Annotated in this window: 11 protein-coding genes; 3 read left to right on the top strand and 8 right to left on the bottom strand. The window is 62.1% G+C overall.

All coding sequences use genetic code 11. The features are described from left to right. Positions 1-26: 26 nt before the first annotated feature. A complete protein-coding gene (locus OJ996_RS02005; protein WP_264510634.1) occupies positions 27-1,223 on the top strand; it encodes a 1-acyl-sn-glycerol-3-phosphate acyltransferase in 1,197 nt (398 codons plus the stop codon). Here OJ996_RS02005 and OJ996_RS02010 read toward each other — a convergent pair. Together OJ996_RS02010 and OJ996_RS02015 are read right to left on the bottom strand one after the other, a co-directional pair. Next, the gene (locus OJ996_RS02010) at positions 1,209-1,799 is read right to left on the bottom strand and encodes a hypothetical protein (protein ID WP_264510636.1); all 591 of its coding nucleotides are present in this window, start codon (positions 1,797-1,799) and stop codon (positions 1,209-1,211) included. The genes OJ996_RS02005 and OJ996_RS02010 overlap by 15 nt on opposite strands. Positions 1,800-2,122: 323 nt before the next feature. Continuing rightward, a complete protein-coding gene (locus OJ996_RS02015) occupies positions 2,123-2,596 on the bottom strand; it encodes a hypothetical protein (protein ID WP_264510638.1) in 474 nt (157 codons plus the stop codon). A gap of 227 nt (positions 2,597-2,823) precedes the next feature. Between OJ996_RS02015 and rpsO the strand changes: the two genes are divergently transcribed. After that, positions 2,824-3,081: a 30S ribosomal protein S15 gene (rpsO, locus tag OJ996_RS02020; RefSeq protein ID WP_264510640.1), complete on the top strand. Its 258-nt coding sequence runs from the start codon at positions 2,824-2,826 to the stop codon at positions 3,079-3,081. Positions 3,082-3,269: 188 nt separating this feature from the next. Then, entirely contained in the window at positions 3,270-5,426 is a 2,157-nt protein-coding gene (locus tag OJ996_RS02025; protein ID WP_264510642.1) for a polyribonucleotide nucleotidyltransferase, read from the top strand. A gap of 354 nt (positions 5,427-5,780) precedes the next feature. Here the strand turns inward: OJ996_RS02025 and OJ996_RS02030 are convergent, their stop codons facing one another. The 6 genes from OJ996_RS02030 to OJ996_RS02055 all read right to left on the bottom strand — a co-directional run bounded on the left by OJ996_RS02030 (position 5,781) and on the right by OJ996_RS02055 (position 15,242). Beyond that, positions 5,781-6,494, bottom strand: coding sequence for a metalloprotease (locus tag OJ996_RS02030; protein ID WP_264510644.1), 714 nt, complete (start codon positions 6,492-6,494; stop codon positions 5,781-5,783). Positions 6,495-7,185: 691 nt separating this feature from the next. Then, positions 7,186-8,445 carry a VWA domain-containing protein gene (locus OJ996_RS02035; RefSeq protein ID WP_264510645.1) on the bottom strand — a complete coding sequence of 420 codons (1,260 nt, stop codon included), beginning with the start codon at positions 8,443-8,445 and terminating at the stop codon, positions 7,186-7,188. Beyond that, positions 8,442-8,978 carry an RNA polymerase sigma factor gene (locus tag OJ996_RS02040; protein ID WP_264510646.1) on the bottom strand — a complete coding sequence of 179 codons (537 nt, stop codon included), beginning with the start codon at positions 8,976-8,978 and terminating at the stop codon, positions 8,442-8,444. Before OJ996_RS02040 ends, OJ996_RS02035 begins: the two co-directional genes overlap by 4 nt. Positions 8,979-9,065: 87 nt before the next feature. Next, a complete protein-coding gene (locus OJ996_RS02045; protein WP_264510647.1) occupies positions 9,066-9,686 on the bottom strand; it encodes a redox-sensing transcriptional repressor Rex in 621 nt (206 codons plus the stop codon). 284 nt (positions 9,687-9,970) lie between these two features. Beyond that, positions 9,971-10,174 carry a hypothetical protein gene (locus tag OJ996_RS02050; RefSeq protein WP_264510648.1) on the bottom strand — a complete coding sequence of 68 codons (204 nt, stop codon included), beginning with the start codon at positions 10,172-10,174 and terminating at the stop codon, positions 9,971-9,973. A 310-nt stretch (positions 10,175-10,484) separates the two neighbouring features. Continuing rightward, positions 10,485-15,242, bottom strand: a complete 4,758-nt coding sequence (locus tag OJ996_RS02055; RefSeq protein ID WP_264510649.1) for a PQQ-dependent sugar dehydrogenase — start codon at positions 15,240-15,242, stop codon at positions 10,485-10,487. Between the last annotated feature and the right edge of the window lie 26 nt (positions 15,243-15,268).

A 15,268-nucleotide genomic window follows, 5' to 3' on the forward strand; every position in this document is an offset into this window, starting at 1 on the left:
CTTGCTTGGAAGCTCAGTTTCCCTAGGTGCGTCGCCTCCGCAACGATCTGCCCTATACCTTCACGCCGCCGAAGCCGCGCGGCTGGTTCCGTCCTCTCGGCCTCTGGGCGAACAATGCGGTCTTCCTGCGTAGGAAATACAATGTGCCGCTGCTGGAGGACAGCGGCTTCGAGAAGGTGAAGGAGCTTTCCGCAGCGGGACATTCCGTCCTGCTCGCTCCGAACCATGCCGATCACTCGGACCCGCATGTGATGTCCGCGCTGATTGCCCGGCATGAGATGCGCTCGCATTTCATGGCGGCGCGGGAGGTCTTCGAAGTGAGCAAGGCGGGAGCGTGGGCACTGCAGAGCATGGGGGTTTTCTCGGTGGATCGGGACGGCCCGGACCTCTCGGCGATCAAGACCGCGATCACCCTGCTGGAGACCAGTAGCGATCCGTTGGTGATCTATCCGGAAGGGGAGATTTATCATCATCATGAGCGTCTCGATCCCTTGCACGAGGGTGTGGCGTCGATCCTTCTGAAGGCCGCCGCCCGTCTGAAAGAGCGCAAGGAGGCATGGCTGGTGCCGGTCGGCATCCGCTTCCATCATGATCCGGCGGTACAGGATACCTTCGACGAACGGCTTTCGCGTCTGGAAGACCGCATCGGGTGGACGCCCAAGCCCTCGATGGCGGTGGACGAGCGAATCGTGAGGCTCGGTACCGGCCTGTTAGGCCTGAAGGAAATGGAATTCCTCGGTGAAGCGGGGCGCGGGAAGATCCAAGATCGCTTGGCGGCGATGTGTGAGAGCCTCCTTTCCGAGGTCGAATCCCGCCAAGGCCGGGACCCCAAGGCGACGACGGCTCCGGAGCGGGTGCGCGGCCAGCGCTACCGCATCCGCAAGCGCTTGCTCGATGCTGAGAAGCCGCCGACCTACCTGGAGAAGACCGCGCTGCTGGATGATTTGGACCGGGTCTTCACCGCGCTGCAGGCCCATAGCTATATCGGCGATTACTTCCTGGCAGAGCAGACGCTCGACCGCCGTGCTGAAACGATCATGAAGCTGGAAGAGGATCTGCTCGGCTTCCCGAATTATCCGGTGCCGCGCACGGCCAAGGTGAGGGCGGGAGAACCGATCCCGGTAAGCAAGATGCTGGCAGCCGGGGAACTGCCGCCGAAGGGCGGGGCGGGGGAGCTAACGGCCTTGCTGGAAAGGCGGCTTGGCGAGTTACTTCTGCGCTGATGCCGGGGGTGTCCTGACTTCTCTCAGGACGATGTCATCCACGCTCAAACCTGTCCCGAGGTCATCTCCCGCGATCGCGATGCCCACCGCCTCGGGCTCTTTGGGCCACGGGATCTGAGTGGATAAGGATTTCCATTCGCCGGAGGTAGGGAGCGCGCTCGAGTAGACGATCTGTTCGGTGCCATCCGGCATCCGCATCGAGACCTTGAGCGGGGCGTATTGCCCCTCGGAGGAGAATCGGACGCGCAAGCTGAGCTTCAGGTTTCGGGTGGCCGGGCTCCGCTGGAGATCTTGGCTCAAGTGGAAGCTGCCATTCTTCGGAGTGATCTGCAGGAAGGGGTTCCCTTCGTCCTGAATCACTTGGCCTCCCTCGCAGATCCAAGGGGCGAGATATTGATCGAAGCCGCCGTTCTTCAGTAGCGACTCCCCTTTGCTCTCTGCCTGTGCCGCACTCAGTTGGACGATTTCCACGGTGGTTTCCTCTACCGGCGCGAAGTCGTCTGGGGCCTTCTCCTGTTTGCTGATGGTGGTATCACCGCCTGTCGCCTCGGTTTCGCGGGAAATTGGTGAATCCACAGGCGCGGTCTCGTTCAATCGCCTAGGACGCTGAATCGGCTGGAAAGGTTGGCTCGGCTTGGTTGCTTCCGCCTGTTCCGGAGCACGCCTAGAAGCCCCCGGTGAGCGGCCCGGCTCATCGTCCCCCGGGCTGATGCTATCGGTTGTGGCCGCCTTTTCTGCCCGCTCGGCCAAGCGCCCTTTGAGTTCGCGGTTTTCCCCCCAGAGAAACACGGCAGCCCCCAAGCAAAGCAAGGTTCCTCCTGCCCAATAAAAGCGATTGCCAGCCATAGACTTTGATAATCCGACAAAGGGTGCGGGAAGTCCAGCTTCCGGGTGCTTTCTTATCCCAGTTTCAGATCATCGATCCACAGCTTCCCTTCACCACGATTGCTCTCCAGCATCATGGAAACCGGTGCGGACTCAGGCCGCTCGATGACCTGCTTCACGGTGATCCACTCGCCGGATTTTTCGATCTTGGCCCCTGCGGCGAGGGCCGATGCCTCGTCCTTGTCGTAGATTCGCAGCCGCCACTGGATCGGTTCGTCCTTGGAGGCGGCAGATGCTTTGATCCGGAAGCTCAGAGTCAGCTCCTTTTTTCCCTCCGGCCACTTGAAGGCTTGGCTCAGCCCGAAGACCCCGCCGTCGAGTTCGATCTCCAGCAGGGAGTTGTCCTTGTTGTCCGGGTCTGGGACGATTTTACCTTCCTCGCATTCCCAAGGCGCGAGCTCTTTGTCGAAGCCGGTGTTCTTCAACAGCGGCTCCGCGGTTAAAGGAAGCGGGAGAAGCAGTAATAGGAACCCGAGTTTCTTTCCCATTTCGGTAAAATGAGGGAGGGATGGGGGGAAGTCGATGAGGGACTGGATCATCATGCCGCGGTGAGGCCCCACGCACGGCCCGAGAGATCGCGGAAGTGGTTAAGATAGGTAAGGAAAGGAGCTGCCGGGCTTCCATTGTACTTGCAATACCCGCTGAATCCGCTTTCTTCCGCGGTCCCGACCAAGGGCGGACCGGCCAAGGTGGCTGGACTGAATCAAATACCTCAATGAGCGAAAGCACCATCAATCTCGCGGATTACAAGATCCACGACACCGACACCGGCAGCGCAGATTACCAAGTCGCGCTTCTTACCCAGCGCATCGTCCACCTGACGGCGCACCTCACGCAGCACAAGAAGGACACCTCGTCCCGCCGCGGCCTCCTGAAACTGGTCGCCCAGCGCCGCAAGCTGCTCGACTACGTGAAGGCCAACTCCGAAGAGCGCTACCAGAAGCTGCTCGCCGGCCTCAGCCTCCGCAAGTAAACCCTTTCCTCGGACGGCCACGGTAACCCCGTGGCCGTCTCGCATGAAACGGCGGGCCCTTTCCGGGAAACGTTTTCCCATCCGCCGTCGGACAGCCCTTTTATCCCTTTCCTACTTTTGGGGACTGTCCGAAATCCAAATACCGCCTGTGGCATGTCGCCACGTGCACACACTGAAAGACAGACAAGATGAACATCCATAAAGTCACGAGCCAGGTCGGCTCGAACCCCATCTCCTTCGAGACGGGAAAAATCGCCAAGCTCGCCGACGGCGCCGTGATGGTGACCTGCGGCGAAACCGTGGTCCTCGTGACCGCCGTGTCCGCGACCAAGGTGAAGTCGGGCCAGACCTGGTTCCCGCTCTCCGTTGAATACAAGGAAAAGGCCTCCGCCGCCGGCCAATTCCCGGGTGGCTACTTCAAGCGTGAAGGCCGCCCGACCGAAAAGGAGATCCTGACCTGCCGCATGACGGACCGCCCGCTGCGTCCGCTCTTCCCGAAGGGCTATCTCTACGAGACCCAGATCATTGCGCTGCTCCTCTCCGCGGACCAGATCAACGACTCCGACATTCTCTCGATGAACGGCGCTTCCGCCGCGCTCGCCATCTCCGATATTCCCTTCGCCGGTCCGATCGGTGCCGTGCGTGTCGGTCGCGTGGATGGTGAATTCGTCATCAACCCCACCTTCGAAGAGCGCGAAAGCAGCGATCTCGATCTCATCTACGTCGGCAACAAGACCGACGTGATCATGATCGAAGGCGCCGCCAACGAGCTGCCCGAGGAAGACTTCATCAAGGCCCTGCACTTCGCCCAAGTCGCCGTCCAGCAGCTTGTCGAAGCCCAGGAAGAGCTGGTCCGCCTCGCCGGCAAGCAGAAGCGCGAATACGCTCTGACCGTTGCCAAGGACGAGCTCCTGGAAGTCGGCTACGAGATCGCTGGCAGCCGCATCGAAGAAGCCATCTACGCCCCGACCAAGGTCGAGCGCGGCAAAAAGGTCGGCGTGCTCCGCGACGAAGTGGAGACCGCGATCAAGGCCCGCTACCCGGAGTCGACCGACTTCGATGTCGAGCAGGTCTTCGAATACATCCAGAAGAAGGCGTTCCGCATCTCCATCATGGAGAAGGGCCTGCGCGCCGATGGCCGCCAGGTGGGCGATCTCCGCCCGCTCTTCGCCGAGGCGAACAGCCTGCCGCGCGTTCACGGTTCCGCGATCTTCGCCCGCGGCGAAACGCAGGCCATGGGCATCTGTACGCTGGCTCCGGCCGACGAGAAGCAGTTCTTCGACAACTACGCCGGTGGTGAGGACAGCAAGCGCTTTATCCTCCACTACAACTTCCCTCCGTTCTCGGTGGGTGAGTGCGGCCGCATGGGTGGTATCAACCGCCGCGAGATCGGCCACGGTGCCCTCGCCGAGCGTTCCATCGCCCCGGTGATCCCGGACGTGGAAGACTTCCCTTACGCCATGCGCGTTTCGTCGGAAGTCATGGAGTCGAACGGTTCCACCTCGATGGCCACGGTCTGTGCCGGCACCATGTCGCTGCTCTGCGCCGGTGTCCCGCTCAAGGCTCCGGTCGGCGGTATCTCCGTCGGTCTCGTGACCGAGTGGAACGATGACGGCACGATGAAGGCTCACAAGGCCCTGCTCGACATCATCGGTTCCGAAGACTTCTACGGCGACATGGACTTCAAGCTCTGCGGCACCGATTCCGGTGTGACGGGCTACCAGCTCGACCTGAAGCTCCCGGGCCTGCCGCTCTCGATCCTCGAGGAAGCCATCCACATGGCGAAGGCCGCTCGCTCCACGATCATCGCCAAGATGACCGAAGCGGTGTCCGGTCCGCAGGACCTCAGCCCGCATGCCCCGCGCATCGTGTCCGTGAAGATCCCCGCCGACCGCATCGGTGAGCTCATCGGGCCTGGCGGCAAGAACATCAAGGGCATCCAGGCCGAGTCCGGCGCCGAGATCAACATCGAGGACGACGGCACCGTGCACATCTACGCTTCCAAGGAAGAAGGACTGCTGCGCGCCAAGTCGCTCATCGAGCGCATGTTCCAGGAGATCGAAGTGGGCAAGGTGTACACCGGCAAGGTGGTCAGCATCACCAACTTCGGCGCCTTCATGGAAGTGCTCCCGGGCAAGGACGGCCTGATCCACGTCTCCGAGCTGGCCGAAGGCCGCACCGAGAAGGTGGAAGACGTCGTCAAGAAGGGTGACATCATCACCGCCAAGTGCCTTGGTGTGGATGAGAAGGGCCGCGTGAAGATGAGCCGCCGCGCCGTCCTCCGCGACGAGAAGGCGAAGGCCGCGGAAGGCGAAGGTGCTGCTGCGCCTGCCGCCGAGGGCTGATCCTTCGATCCGATACGATTATTCAAGAGCCCGATCTCTCGCAAGGGGGATCGGGCTTTCTTGTGGGCCGTGCTCGGGCTTTCGGTTTGCCTTATTCGTAGGATTCGACGGGATGATCCGGTTGGTGAATCAAAGTTCCCGGTAGTGGCTGTTGAGTCCGGCAGGATGTGTGGGATATTATCGCCGCGATGAAGGGCCTGTCCGCCGAAGAAGAAATCTCCTGCCAGCACTGCAGCCAAGAGGCCGCAATGGTGATCGATGGCAAGGGCTGGTGTGCCTCTTGTATCCACGCCCGCGGCTCCTGCTGTGCGGAGTCCGAGATGGAGGATGAGGACAGGCCCCCCCCGGCTCCTGTCAGCGATAGGTATCGATCTCCTTGTAGTTCTGGTAGGCGAGGAAGCCGAAGAAGAAGGCCATATATAAGGAGCCTCGGAAAAGAGCGAAAGCGACCATTGCAGCGGCGGTGACGACGGCGATCTGGTAGACCCGCTTCTGAGGTTTCACGTAGAGTTCCGTGATGCGGCCACCATCCAATGGAAGGACCGGCAGAAGATTCAGTATGCCCCACCAGAAATTGATCCAGAGAAAATCTCCCGTCAGTTTCATGAACGGGAAATTGTTGGTGAGGAAGTCCATCATCCGCGGGGAGATCCCTTGGCTACGGACATGGAATAGCTCGAAGGCGGTGAAGACCATGGCGTCCTGCGGCCCGAAAGCGACCGCCAGGATGAGGAAGACCAGAGCGAACAGGGCAAAGCCGGCACCCGGACCGGCCGCGATCATCCAGAAACGTCCACTGCGGGTGAAGCGTCCACCCTCGTTGTAAGCGAGGCCTCCGAGGGCCCAGAGGACAATATTGGCGCGTCCCCCGCCAAGCCGTCGGCCGACCAAGGCGTGGCCGAATTCGTGGACCAGAATCGAGATCGTCGCCGCGATGATGAAGAGCAGCGAGAGAAGGAATTCTTCCCGGGTCGGATTGCCGGAGAAGGCACCGCTCAGCATGGCCGCGCCGAGCCAGAACCAAGGCTGAATCTCGACCGGAACTCCGAAAAGGGTGAAGCGCACCATGCGCGGCTCAGGTAGCCCGGAACGGGAGTGGTGGCAAGGGCCGGCGGAGAGCTTCAAGGAGCTTCTCCGTGAGCAGACCGCCCGGCGGATCGGGGAGTTGACCCGCCGGGCGGCTGACACACCGTTGACACGCGTGAGTCGGGGGGATTGGTGGCTGCTTTTGGCGGGGGGTCCGTGGCGGCCGTGGTGTCTCCGGGAACCTTCGTCGGGAGGGGGGATCCTTCGGTCGGTTGATGTGATCCCTAGCAGGTTTCGGGGGGATGGCCTGCTCGGGGTGTCCCGTGAAGGACGGGCGGAGTAGAGTGGTCTTTGGTTTAACTGGCAAGACTTTTTTTGTCTCGTGAACGCAATGAGAATTATATGATTTTGATTCTCGGATTGTCCATGCAGGGGGAGTGATTTCGTCTCAAAACTTGTTGGTTTTGAGTGGTTGTTCCGGAATTTGTTAAGATAACTTGAATATTCGATCAGGTCGAAATCATTGGAGGCTGTGTTTCGTTGTGATCTTTGTTATCATCTATGCTGGCCAAAATCGGCGAAGATTGAACACAGGCGCTGCAGGATTGTCGCCATTCCTTGGAGCCGCTTCCAAGCCAAGAGGGAAACGGTTAGATGAGGCTCAGGCGCTTGCGAAGGAACGGTGCGTCCCTTGGCTCCGTGAATCCGGCGTGCGGGAGCCGGGATTCGTCCCTCACTTCTTGCGTGCGGCAATATCGAGCGCCTCGCGAACAAGCCGTCGGGAGTCGGCCCACTCGGATGGAGAGGAGGAGGCCGGTGGGCCATTTTTCTCGGTGGCGGCTAGGATTGTGGCAAGCCGCGAGTCATCGATGCCCTCGCCTCTCAGCCAGATGCCGAAGGCGGCCAGTAGTCCTGCCTGCTGCAGGGCGGGGTCTTTCGCTTCCAAGGCCGGGAAGCGTTTGCTGCGACCGGCGGCGGATACCACCAGATCGCCCGCGGTATCCGTGGCGGATGCTAGCTCGATCAGGACGAGAGTCCGGCGGCCCGAAGGCAGGTCGGAAGCTTCATTGCCGCTGCCGCCGGTCGAGGCGAGGACGCGGACGCCGCCTTGGCGGGCACCCGGTGCCGGGCTGAAGGACCATTCGACCTGGCGGGCTTGTCCGGATTCGTTCGCGATCTGGACACCGACGAGGCGACCGGCTCCCGACCAAGGCGAGGGCATGGAGACGCAGGCGACCTTGAGGCCGGCGAATTCGCGGGTCTCTTCATCGGCGGGAAGCGGGAAAGCGTTGGCGAGTTCCTCGATGCGGACCGCATCCTTCGGAGGAAGCTCGTTCTTTTCACGGATCCACCCGCGGACCCAGTTGTAACTGTCCCGACCGACCAGGAGCGGCAGGCCGATCTCCGCATCGTTGCGCATGGCAGGCAGCGGAGCGGTGGGAGGCAGGGTCGTGGGATCGGGCAGGGAATTCGCCGCGAGATCGCGTGCCATGTAGTCCAGCATAGGGGCTGGATTCGGGACGGGCCGGGTCTGCTCCGGCGCTGTAGGGAGAGTGGAAATGCGCGGGCCGGTGTAAGGCTGTGTGGGCGCTTGCTTGTCGTCCGTCTTGCCGGTGGAGGAGACGACCGAATCCGTGACCGTGGCCTTGTCGGGACGGGGGGCCAGGTAAGCGGCGAAAGCGAGGGCCGCGGCGGCACTCAAGACGAGCGGCCAGATACGGCGGCCGGGCTTGCGGGAGGCGACCGGAGAGGCAGCGGGGAAAGCAATCACATTGGCCGCGGCAGTACGGCGGACGGTCTCGCGCTGATCCGGACGAAGGGTGGCGGTGGCCAAAGTGCTGCCGAGGAATTCGCTCATCTGCCGGAGTTCCGCGACCTGCTGCTGCAGGGCGGGATCGGCAGCGACCGCTGTCCTCACGGCGGCGGCCTCGGCGGCGGGGAGTTCGCCCAGCACCCAAGCGCTGAGGCGGGGATCATCGGGTCCGATGTTCATGGCGGAGAGAGAAGGTCGGAGGGGAGGAGTTCGCGGAGACGCTTGAGACCGGTGTGAATGAGGAAGCCGACATTGCCGCTGCTGAGGCCGGTCGCCTCGCAGATTTCCTGATAACTGTGTCCATCGCGGAACTTCATCAGGATGACGGTTTGTTGATTCTCCGGCAGCCGGGAAAGGTAACGCATGGTCTGCTCGAGTCTTTCGGCCTGATCGAGCGAGCGGTCCGGCGAGAGGCTGTCGGAGGGCTGGGAGTGATATTCGCTTTCGTCGAGGGCGCTGACGCGGGATTCCTTGCGGAGCACGTCGAGTGCGCGGTTACGGCAGACGGTGAAGAGCCAGGTCTTCAGGCCATCCTTTACCTTCGCCACGTCCTGCTGGCAGAGGCGGATGAAGGTGTCTTGGACGATGTCGCGGGCCCGCTCGACATCGTGGACGAATCCGTAGGCGTATCCGACGAGCGGCGACTCGTAGTCGGCGAGTGCGCGTTCGACGAATTGTTCCTTGGATTCCACGAGGTCGGGCTGGATCGGCACCGTTGCCACAGGAGGAACGTGCGGCTCGGGGAAATCTTGGGGAAAATCCGGATCCATCGCCTGATTTGCCCCAAGGCAGGGGCCGGGTTAGCGGACGAAGAAGCTCAGGTGCTCAAGTTCGAGGGCCAGATCGACGTTGTTCACGACGACTTCCTCGGGGACTTCGAGCACGACCGGAGAGAAATTGAGGATGCCTTGGATGCCAGCCGCGACCAAACGGTTGGCCACCGCTTGGGCGAATCCGGCAGGTACGCAGAGAATCGCGAGCTTCACGCCTTCATCCTTCACGAAGGTGTCGATCTCCTTGTCCGACTTCACCGGAATAGCGACGCCGCGGCGGACGGCGGCTTCCGGGTCGGCATCGAAGGCGCAGACGACCTCGAAACCTTCTTTCTGGAACCCTTGGTAGTGGAGCAGTGCCGAGCCAAGATTACCGGCGCCGACGAGGACGACGGGCTGGAGCCGTTCGCGCCCGAGCACGTCCCGGATCATTGAGGCCAAGGTGTCCACCGGATAGCCGAGTCCACGGGTGCCGAACTGGCCGAAGTAGGCCAAGTCCTTGCGGAGCTGGGCGGGCTTCACCCCGGCGGCTTTCGCGAGCGCGGTCGAGCTCACCGTTTCCTGACCGTTGTCATGCAGACGCTGGAGGCAACGGTGGTAGATCGAAAGGCGGTAAATGGCCTTTTTGGGGATATCGACCTTTTCCACGGGCGGGGGGAGGAAACGCGGGGACGGGGGCGGGGTCAAGTCCGGGTGGCGGGAAGGGAGCCCCGGAACATCAATGAGCCTCCATCGGGGCCACCCCAAGATTCATCAAACGAATCTACCGCGGGTGGCGTATGGAGTCCTAACGGATAGTGAAGAAGAGTGCATACTTCACCTTCAAACTTTCTGCCGGACGCGAAAAGAAAGCAGCGCTCAATCCCGGAGCCTGCTTTGAATGAAGGGCGGTGGTGCACTGCCTGAGGGAGTCACCACCGCTGTAAACGGGTTCAAGCCACCCGGGCTGGCTTGAGGGAGGACAGGAAGCCAGTCGGTAGAGCTTCCGCATCTGGTAGGATCTCCACTTCAATTCCCAGCTTGGCACCGCCGGGTAGATTGACGAGGAGCGAGTGGCCTTTGGCTCCGGCATGCTCCACAAAGGAGAGGGCGGCCCTTAACAGGTCGTCTTGGAGTTGTTGTGTTTTTGTCACCATGGCATATCTTCCCTAGCAGAAAATACGCCTTTTTTTGGGGTTGGGGTAGCCTGCTAACAGCTTCATTCTAGCCAAGCTGCCCAAATCGGAACCGTAAATTTGGTGCAAAATGCATTTCCGACCGTTCAAATTGCACGGCCAAATTGGAGCGCCCCCCGGCAAGGGGCAGCCGGAATGCCAGGGAACGCCGGTATCGGGGAGGGGAAAGCTGCCCCTCTGATTTTCCAAGATACCTGTGCTCGATTGGTCTGCAACCGAAGCACAACGAGATTTTTTGTAATGGGTAGTTACGGGTGAGTTCTAGGTGCGTTCAAGGGCTCGCGTGGACTTGGAGAAAGAGGCGGCTTACTCCGCTCAATTGCGATGGTGTGAGTGCGAGCGTGACGGTCTCGTAGGCGGGATCGGTTGGGGACGATACCGCTGCTTCTTCGATCACGGAAACCCCGGACCACTCCGAGAGATCCTCGCTAGTACGATAAGTGTAGTGGATGCCGGCGAGGGCGTGGGCTCGGAGCCTGCGATGCGTGAAGCGAAACTCTCCGCTGGAGGGGCGTGCTAGCAGGAGAGCGGTTGCCGCCTTGGCGTCGTCCGCTGATAGGGGATCGGTGCCGAAGGCCCACTCGCCGAAGTTGTCGAGCTTGTCTCCGTCGGGATTGGCGGTCGAGAGCCCGGCGGTCGAGGTGTCGTTGCCGAAGCGTGCGATGCGCCACTCCTGATAGGTGCCGAAGGGATGAAGCTCCTGGCTGATCCAATTTGCGACAAGGTCGGCCGCCTCCAGGTCGGGTAGGTTCGTGGCGAGCGGAGGCATGCCAGTATAGCCATTTGCTCCGGCGATGCGGTTGAAGAGGATGGAGCGGGGGATATTGCCGGGAACGACAAGACGATCGTCGGGGTGAAGGGGGGCGTCGACGGTCGCACCGTGAATCAGCCCGGTCTGTGCGAGCGGAAGATGGGCTCGGCCATCCCATGTGCCGCCGCCGGTGCCGCCGGACTTGTGGCAATAGGCGCAGTTCACATCGATGTAGGAGCGGACCCGCGCCTCAAGCGACTCCCCGCTCTCATCCGGGCGATAGTGACGCGGGAGCGAGGCGGGATCCCCGGAGAAGCCGTCGAGATAACCTGTGCTGGAAAGCACTGTCAGAAGGTTCCCGGTGAGACCTGAAACGGTGCCGACGGTATTAAGCTGGCGAGTATTGAAGGAGAGGGCATGGCCCGCTTCCGGGGTATGGCAAGTCATGCAGGCGGCACGTGAAGGGATCTCCCAAGTGGCGGCGGACGGACTGCCGTCGAGGGTGATGCCGATGTCGAAGCTCTCACCGTCATCGTCGGCGAGTGCGGCATCGGTCTGAACCCCGCTATCGGGTGCTGCCCAGCGGTAGGAGATCCCGTAGGCTCCGTCTTCGTTCCGAATCAGGAAGCGAGTTTCCAGGCGACGTCGGGCGGAGCCGGCCACGGGGCGGCGATCGGTATAGCTCTGACCGTTGATGCTGCGGGTGAAGCTCTCCCATTCCAAGGGATAGTCGAAGTGCTTCACCCAGATCATTCCTGCGGGCTGGCTCCAGGCGGCGTCCTGCGAGTAGCCGAGGGTATCGGTGCTGTTTTTGATGAGAAACCAGCGCTGCTTCTCCGCGTGGTCTGACCAGAAGCGTAGATTCGGCACATAGGCTTGGGCTCCCGGGTTCGGGGTAAGCTCGGCGATGTCTGCGAAAAAGTTCGTGGCGGAGAGGGTGGCTGGAAGCGTGCTGTCGTCCGTGCCGAGCGTGAGACGTTTGATGCCTCCGGTGCCCTGCGAGGTGCCGTTGTTGCCGCGATCGAGAAGGAGAATGTCTCCCGTGGCAGGATCGGTGAGCAGGCCGACGATGGCCACTTCCCCGCCGAGGCGTTCAATCACGGGAGCGCCGCCGCCCGGGGTGAGGCTCCAGATGTTTCCGGAGACGTAGTCGGCGAAGATGTATTTTCCGGAGAGCTGCGGGATGGCGGTGCCGCGATAGATGAAGCCGCCGGTGATGGACTGGCCTTGGAGGCTTCCTCCGCCGTGAGCATAGTCCCACAGGGGCGCAGCGAGCGTGGCCGCGGATTCAGGTGCGCCATTGAGATCGTCACCGTCGCGCATGCCGGCGACGCTGCCCTCGCGCCAGCCCCAGCCGCCGTTGTCGCCCGGAGTGAGCACGCTGAGTTCCTCCCGGGCGCTCCGTCCGACGTCGCCCACCCAGATCTGGTCCACGCTGCCGTTGCCATCGCTGTCTTCCGGTGAGAATCGCCAGGGGTTGCGAAGTCCGGCCACGAAGATCTCCGTGCGGACTCGGGCGGGATCCAAGGTGATGCCGTTGAAGCTGGTGGCGCCCACGAAGGGGTTATCTGCCGGGATGGCGTAGTGAGCCTCGCCTGCGACACGCGGGATGACGAGATCGGCATCATTGCTCTGGCCCGCGGGATCGGGGCCGGCGTAGGGGTCGGCTCCCGGATCGGCGTTCGGGGGAAGGCTGCCAGGCTTTTTGTCGACATCGATGCGGATGATACAGGACCAGAGGTTGCGGTCGATGTGCTGGGAGTTGTTGTGGCCGTCCTGTTGGGTGCCTTCGTCGCCAAAGCTGACGTAGAGGTATCCGTCCGGACCGAACTGACAGGTGCCGATGTTGTGGATCGAATCGTCGCAATCCTGATCGATGAGGATCAGCTCCGATCCCGCGGTGTAAGGCGCGGTGGTCTCGCAAGTGAAGCGGGACAGTCGGACGGTGCCTGCCTTCGAGTTGTAGGTCACGTAGATGTAGCCATTGCTTGCCCACTGGGGATGGGCGGCGATGCCTTTGAGCGCCTGCTCGTTGTTGTCGTGCTGCACGGCAGCGCTGATGTCGAGGATCTGAACCTTCGCGGGGGTGCTGATGTCCGGGATCAGGAACACCCGTCCGCCTCCTTCCGTAATGAAGAGTTTTCTGGTGTCCCCGGGGATGGTCGAGAAGCCATGAGGCGAGTCGAAGGTGACTCCGGGGAAAGCATCCTCGACACGCAGTGCGCCGAGGGGCGGTGAGGAGGGGAAGGAAACGAAGTCGGAATCGAAGCGGGCGGCCCCCGTGAAGTTCAGGGTGACCGTCGCGGTGTCGGAGAAGGTGTTGTCCGGATTCCTGACTTGATAGGTGAAGGCGTCGGTAGCCGGAGTGCCGCCGAGATGGCGATAGAGGATCGTGCCGTCCGCATTGGCTTCGGCCTGCCCGTGGGATGCTTGGGCAAGAATGGAAACGGAGGATGGATCGATCGCACCGCCGTCGTTCCCCAGCACCTTGATGCGGGCGATGGTGTTGTGATGCAAGGTCACGCTGTCGTCGTTCGCGACCGGCGGGCCGTCATTGAGTTCGCCCCAAGTGTAGGCGACTCGCAGATTGTCCCACTGCACTTGGCCGCTGCCCCCGGAGGCGAGACGGACGGAGCTGGACCAGTTGTCGCTGGTGTGTGGATAGACGGCGGCGGGATCGTTCAGGCCCTCGGCTTGGGCCAGATCGGGATCGAGGTAGAGCGCGGCAATGTCGCTGTCGAAGTCGATCTTTGCGACCAGCGTGTAGGTCTGGCCGGTGATGGGAACGATGCCGGAGTAAGACCACTGATTCGTATTGAGGTCATGGATGGCGAACTCGCGGCTGCCGGAGGCGGGGTTGGCCGCGCCGGGGACGCCGAAGAGATAGCGCTCTTGGCCGAAGTCGAAGGAGCTGGCTCCACTCCACTGGGTGTCCGCGCCCCGCGTCATCTCGAATTTGTAGTAGATGGCGTGGGATCGGAAGGTGGGCGTGCCGTTGACAGCGCCTGCGCGTTCGTCGCTGGTCGCTCCCACCCCTTCGGTAGGGCCGTTGTACTCGCGCTTCGCCCCGCTGTTCTGGGTGATCAGGACGCCGGCGGTCACCTGCGGGGTTCCGGAAGTGACATCCCAGTCGGAAGGGCTGCCGGTGTGGCCGAGGAAAGGGTTGTTCTCCTCCGAATTGTCCGCGTCCCAGTGGGCGCCTCCGCTTTGTCCGCCGATGGGGCCGTCCGGATAGTTGAAGCGCTCGCTGCCGACGAGGTTCTCCGGCAGCGGTGCGCCGGGATAGCTGGCCGGGTTGTTGGGATTGGTGCCGACCGCGACTTCCTCTCCATCTTCATAGCCGTCGCCATCGCTGTCTTCCTCATGCGGATCGGTGCCGCGGAGAAACTCGGCGAGATTGGCGAGGCCGTCGTTGTCCTGATCGAGTTCCGAGTCGTTGGTTCCGACGTTGAGGTTGTTCGCGAGTTCCCAAGTGTCGGCCATGCCATCGCCATCGGTATCGTTCGGGTCGATGTAGCCGAGATCGGTCCACTTGGTGGCCACGCTCAGGTTATCCCAGCGGGTGGATCCGCCGGAGCTGGCGGCCAGACGAACGGCGGTGGACCAGTTCGTGCCATTGTAGACACCGCCGGCGTCGCAGCTATGGGCACCGGTCGTTTCGTTGTAGAAATCCGAGCCGTCGGGATCGAGCCAGATGCCAATGAAGTTGTGATCGAAATCGAGAATGGCGACGAGCGTGTGGGTGCCGGTATCGGCCGGGATGCCGCTGAGGTAGGTGGCGCCACCGCTACCACTGATCTGGCAGCCGAACTCGAGCCCGCCCGTCGTGCCGCTGCTACTCGGGACGCCGAAGAAGATACGTTCCGTACCGAAGTCATAGGAGCTGGCTCCGCTCCATGTTGTGCTCGCGGCACGGGTCATGTTGAAGCGATAGAAGACCCGGCCCGCAGCACGGATGGCACCGCTCCGTTCGTGATCGTCCTGGCCGTCATTGGCCGCGCCACCCGCCCCTTCGATCGTGCCGTTGTATTCGCGCTTCGCCCCCGCGTTGTTCGTGAGGAGCTGGCCGTTGTTGGTCGTGGGAATGCCGAAGACGGCATCCCAATCCGAGATGAAGGCGGTCTCGTCCCCGTTGAAGAGGTTCTTGTTGAAGCCGGTGCCGCCGGTATTGCCGGCGACCGGGGTGTTGTTCGCGTAGGAGAAATCCTCCGTCCCGATGGGCAGTGCATGGAGAGGAGCCGCGAGCAGGAGGAGTAGACCGAGGGAGCGGGCGTACATCGGACAGAAGTGGCTGGGTTCTATTG

This window comes from Luteolibacter rhizosphaerae (assembly GCF_025950095.1).
In the GTDB taxonomy this organism is placed as follows: Bacteria; Verrucomicrobiota; Verrucomicrobiia; order Verrucomicrobiales; family Akkermansiaceae; genus Haloferula; species Haloferula rhizosphaerae.

Coding starts and splice junctions, on each gene's coding strand:
- OJ996_RS02015 (WP_264510638.1), bottom strand. CDS start 2,596: ATGGGAAAGAAACTCGGGTTCCTATTACTGCTTCTCCCGCTTCCTTTA.
- rpsO (WP_264510640.1), top strand. CDS start 2,824: ATGAGCGAAAGCACCATCAATCTCGCGGATTACAAGATCCACGACACC.
- OJ996_RS02025 (WP_264510642.1), top strand. CDS start 3,270: ATGAACATCCATAAAGTCACGAGCCAGGTCGGCTCGAACCCCATCTCC.
- OJ996_RS02030 (WP_264510644.1), bottom strand. CDS start 6,494: ATGGTGCGCTTCACCCTTTTCGGAGTTCCGGTCGAGATTCAGCCTTGG.
- OJ996_RS02035 (WP_264510645.1), bottom strand. CDS start 8,445: ATGAACATCGGACCCGATGATCCCCGCCTCAGCGCTTGGGTGCTGGGC.
- OJ996_RS02050 (WP_264510648.1), bottom strand. CDS start 10,174: ATGGTGACAAAAACACAACAACTCCAAGACGACCTGTTAAGGGCCGCC.
- OJ996_RS02055 (WP_264510649.1), bottom strand. CDS start 15,242: ATGTACGCCCGCTCCCTCGGTCTACTCCTCCTGCTCGCGGCTCCTCTC.